This window comes from Thermodesulfobacteriota bacterium, assembly GCA_039028315.1.
Classification (GTDB): domain Bacteria; phylum Desulfobacterota_D; class UBA1144; order Nemesobacterales; family UBA2774; genus CR02bin9.
Genome location: JBCCIH010000219.1, coordinates 1 through 3,348, shown reverse-complemented (window position 1 = coordinate 3,348; position 3,348 = coordinate 1). Strand labels below are relative to the sequence as shown.

Sequence of the window (3,348 nt, the reverse complement as noted above, 5' to 3'; positions counted from 1 at the left end):
TGAAGAGCGCAAATTTTCTAACGTCTCTGCCGTATGATTCAAGTGTGTTTTTTGAAAGACCCTTTTCAATAGCCAGATAGGCTATAAAGGAGTCTAAGAGCTGGTCCATGTTCTATTTATTATAAACCATTATGTTCCCATTTCCCAAGAGTTAAGATAAATTTTCTGCTCTGGTGTGAGCTTGTCTATCTTAGCTCCCTTTGCTCTGAGCTTCATTCTTGCAACAGCTGTATCGATTGTTTGAGGTACGTTGTAAACTTGTTTCTCAAGCTTCTTCGCATTCTTTACAACATACTCAGCACATAGAGACTGGTTAGCAAAACTCATATCCATCACACTTGACGGATGTCCTTCAGCTGAAGCTAAATTTATGAGCCTTCCGTCTCCAAGAACGTTAATTTTCTTGCCGTTCTTAAGAGTATATTCATCAACGTATTCTCTAACAACACGTTTTTTCTTTGAAATGCTTTTTAAGCCTTTTAGGTCAAGCTCAACATTAAAGTGCCCTGAGTTTGATACGATTGCGCCGTCTTTCATATTTCTAAAGTGCTCTTTTCTAATAACACTAATGTTTCCTGTAACTGTGCAGAAGAAATCTCCAATTTTAGAAGCCTCTGACATAGGCATTACCCTAAATCCGTCCATTACTGCCTCAAGTGCTGCAAGCTCATCAATCTCGGTAACCACAACATTTGCGCCAAGTCCTCTTGCTCTCATAGCAAGACCCTTTCCGCACCATCCGTAGCCACAAACTACAAATGTTGTTCCAGAAATTAGTCTGTTAGTTGCTCTTATAATTCCGTCAAGCGTACTTTGTCCTGTTCCATACCTATTATCAAAAAAGTGTTTAGTGTTAGCGTCATTTACGGCAACGATTGGGTATTTTAAGACCCCGTCTTCTGCCATGGCACGTAGGCGGATAACACCTGTGGTTGTTTCCTCTGTTCCGCCCATAATTCCCGCTAGTTTTTCTTTTCTGCTTTTGTGAAGGATTGAAACTACGTCAGCGCCGTCATCCATCGTAATATGAGGTGACATATCAATTGCGCTGTTTATATGACTGTAATAGGTCTTATTATTTTCGCCTTTAATAGCAAAAACCGAAATATTGTGATCTTTCACTAGATATGCTGCAACATCATCCTGCGTGCTTAGCGGGTTTGATGCGCAAAGTGCCACGGTTGCCCCGCCTTCTTTGAGCGTAATCGCAAGCTGAGCTGTTTCCGTGGTGACATGAAGACAGGCTGCAACTGTAATTCCTTTAAGAGGTTTTTGTTTTTTAAATCTATCTTTAATCTGAGCAAGCACCGGCATTTCTTGAGCTGCCCATTCCACTCTTAATTTCCCTTCCTTAGCCAGTCCTAAGTCTTTAACATCGTATTTCATTAGATGCCTCCGTTTGTTATTTAAAAAATTGTTAGCTTATTTTATCCGACTGCTTTTTGTAAGTCTGAGACGCGGTCAATTCTTTCCCAAGTAAATCCGTCCCCACTTCTTCCAAAGTGACCGTATGCAGCAGTTTGCTGGTAGATAGGTTTTAACAGCTCTAGACTGCTAATGATTCCTGAAGGAGTTAAGTCAAATACTTCTTTAATTGCTGCGGCAATCTTATCTTCAGGCGCGTTAGCAGATCCAAAGGTTTCAACAAGAACCGATACCGGCTCGGCAACTCCGATTGCGTATGCAAGCTGAACTTCGCACTCTTTAGCTAGTCCAGCGGCTACTACGTTTTTAGCAACATAGCGGGCCATATAAGCTGCGCTTCTATCAACTTTAGAAGGATCTTTTCCTGAAAAAGCCCCTCCTCCGTGTCGGGCCCATCCGCCGTAGGTGTCAACGATAATTTTTCTACCTGTAAGACCGGCGTCTCCCTGTGGGCCACCGGTGACAAACCTGCCAGTTGGGTTAACGTGAATTTTTGTGTCTTTGGTAATCATCTCAGGATCTATACAAGGCTTGATTACCTGATCCAGTACGTCGTTATATATTCTCTTATTATCTACATCATCAGAGTGCTGAGAAGAAACTACAATCGCATCAATTGCAACAGGTTTGTTATCTTCATACTTAACTGTTACCTGTGATTTTCCGTCTGGTCTTAGGTACGGCATGATGCCTTCACGTCTTACTTCTGAAAGTCTTTTGGTTAATTTGTGAGCATAGATAATAGGGGAGGGCATAAGCTCTGGGGTTTCGTCTGTTGCATAGCCGAACATAAGGCCCTGGTCACCTGCACCTTGAGCTTTTTTCTCTCCAGCGGTAACACCCATTGAAATATCAGGTGACTGCTTATCTAAAGCTACAAGCACACCGCATGTATTGGCATCATAGCCCATGTTGCTGTCTGTATAGCCTATTTCTGCAATTTTACTCCTTACTATTCCCTGTATATCAACTGTAGCGTTTGAGGTGATTTCTCCTGCCACAACCGTTAAACCAGTTGTAATAAGTGTTTCACAAGCAACTCTACTGTGAAGGTCTTGAGCCAGCATCGCATCTAAGATTGCATCAGATATGCCGTCAGCCATCTTATCGGGGTGGCCTTCGGTTACTGATTCGGAAGTAAAAATGAAGTTTTTAAGAGACATAATATTAGTCCTTTCCTTTTGCTATGGTTATTTAATAAAGTCGTCTATGGTAAATTGTTTTAGTGGCAGTGTCAAGCTTTTGTTAGCAGATGCGGTGTGCTTAGAATTCTATAAATCGATATTCAAAATCATTTTGTTTAACTGAATTTTACTTAAGATATTTTTTAGTGGTATAATCGGTAACCTCAATAAGTTCTAAGGGACAATAAAAATGACTAAAATTATAGCTCCATCAATACTTTCTGCGGATTTTACAAGACTAGGCCAAGAGGTCGAGGCTATTAAGAAAGCTGGCGCGGACTGGATCCATGTGGATGTTATGGATGGGCACTTTGTACATAATTTAACCCTCGGCATTCCAATAGTAGAAGCGCTATCAAGAACTAATCCTCCTGCGCTCGACATACACCTTCAAATAGAGGCGCCGGAGAGTTTCTCAGACAAATTCATCGATGCAGCGGGCGATTCAATTTTAGGAATTACTCTTCAGTACGAGACTTGCACGCTACTACATGGAAGTCTGTCCAAAATTAAAGACAGGGGTGTAAAGGCTGGTGTGGCTATCAGCCCAATGACTCCAATCTCTGCTCTTGAAGAAGTGATAGAGTACGTCGATATGGTGCTTATTATGACAGTAGAACCGGGTTTTCCGGGCCAGAAATTTATAGAGTCTATGGTGGTACACGTCCCTAGTCATGCTAGCACTATGTCTTTTACCACTGAGTCACCCTGCATTGCGCATACTGGCATACTGGCTGTT

4 protein-coding genes are annotated in these 3,348 nt (G+C 41.8%); 1 reads left to right on the top strand and 3 read right to left on the bottom strand.

Annotated elements, in window-relative coordinates; genetic code table 11:
• The 3 genes from AAF462_11065 to metK form a co-directional block, all read right to left on the bottom strand.
• Positions 1-109, bottom strand: a 109-nt coding sequence (locus AAF462_11065) for a site-specific integrase (protein MEM7009662.1), incomplete at its 3' end; no start/stop codon positions are given.
• Between the two features lie 20 nt (positions 110-129).
• Positions 130-1,386, bottom strand: a complete 1,257-nt coding sequence (gene ahcY, locus AAF462_11060; protein MEM7009661.1) for an adenosylhomocysteinase — start codon at positions 1,384-1,386, stop codon at positions 130-132.
• Between the two features lie 41 nt (positions 1,387-1,427).
• Entirely contained in the window at positions 1,428-2,588 is a 1,161-nt protein-coding gene (gene metK / locus AAF462_11055; protein MEM7009660.1) for a methionine adenosyltransferase, read from the bottom strand.
• A gap of 211 nt (positions 2,589-2,799) precedes the next feature.
• On the opposite strand from metK, the gene AAF462_11050 reads away from it, so the two are divergent.
• Positions 2,800-3,348, top strand: a 549-nt coding sequence (locus AAF462_11050; GenBank protein MEM7009659.1) for a ribulose-phosphate 3-epimerase, incomplete at its 3' end; no start/stop codon positions are given.

Coding starts and splice junctions, on each gene's coding strand:
- ahcY (MEM7009661.1), bottom strand. CDS start 1,386: ATGAAATACGATGTTAAAGACTTAGGACTGGCTAAGGAAGGGAAATTA.
- metK (MEM7009660.1), bottom strand. CDS start 2,588: ATGTCTCTTAAAAACTTCATTTTTACTTCCGAATCAGTAACCGAAGGC.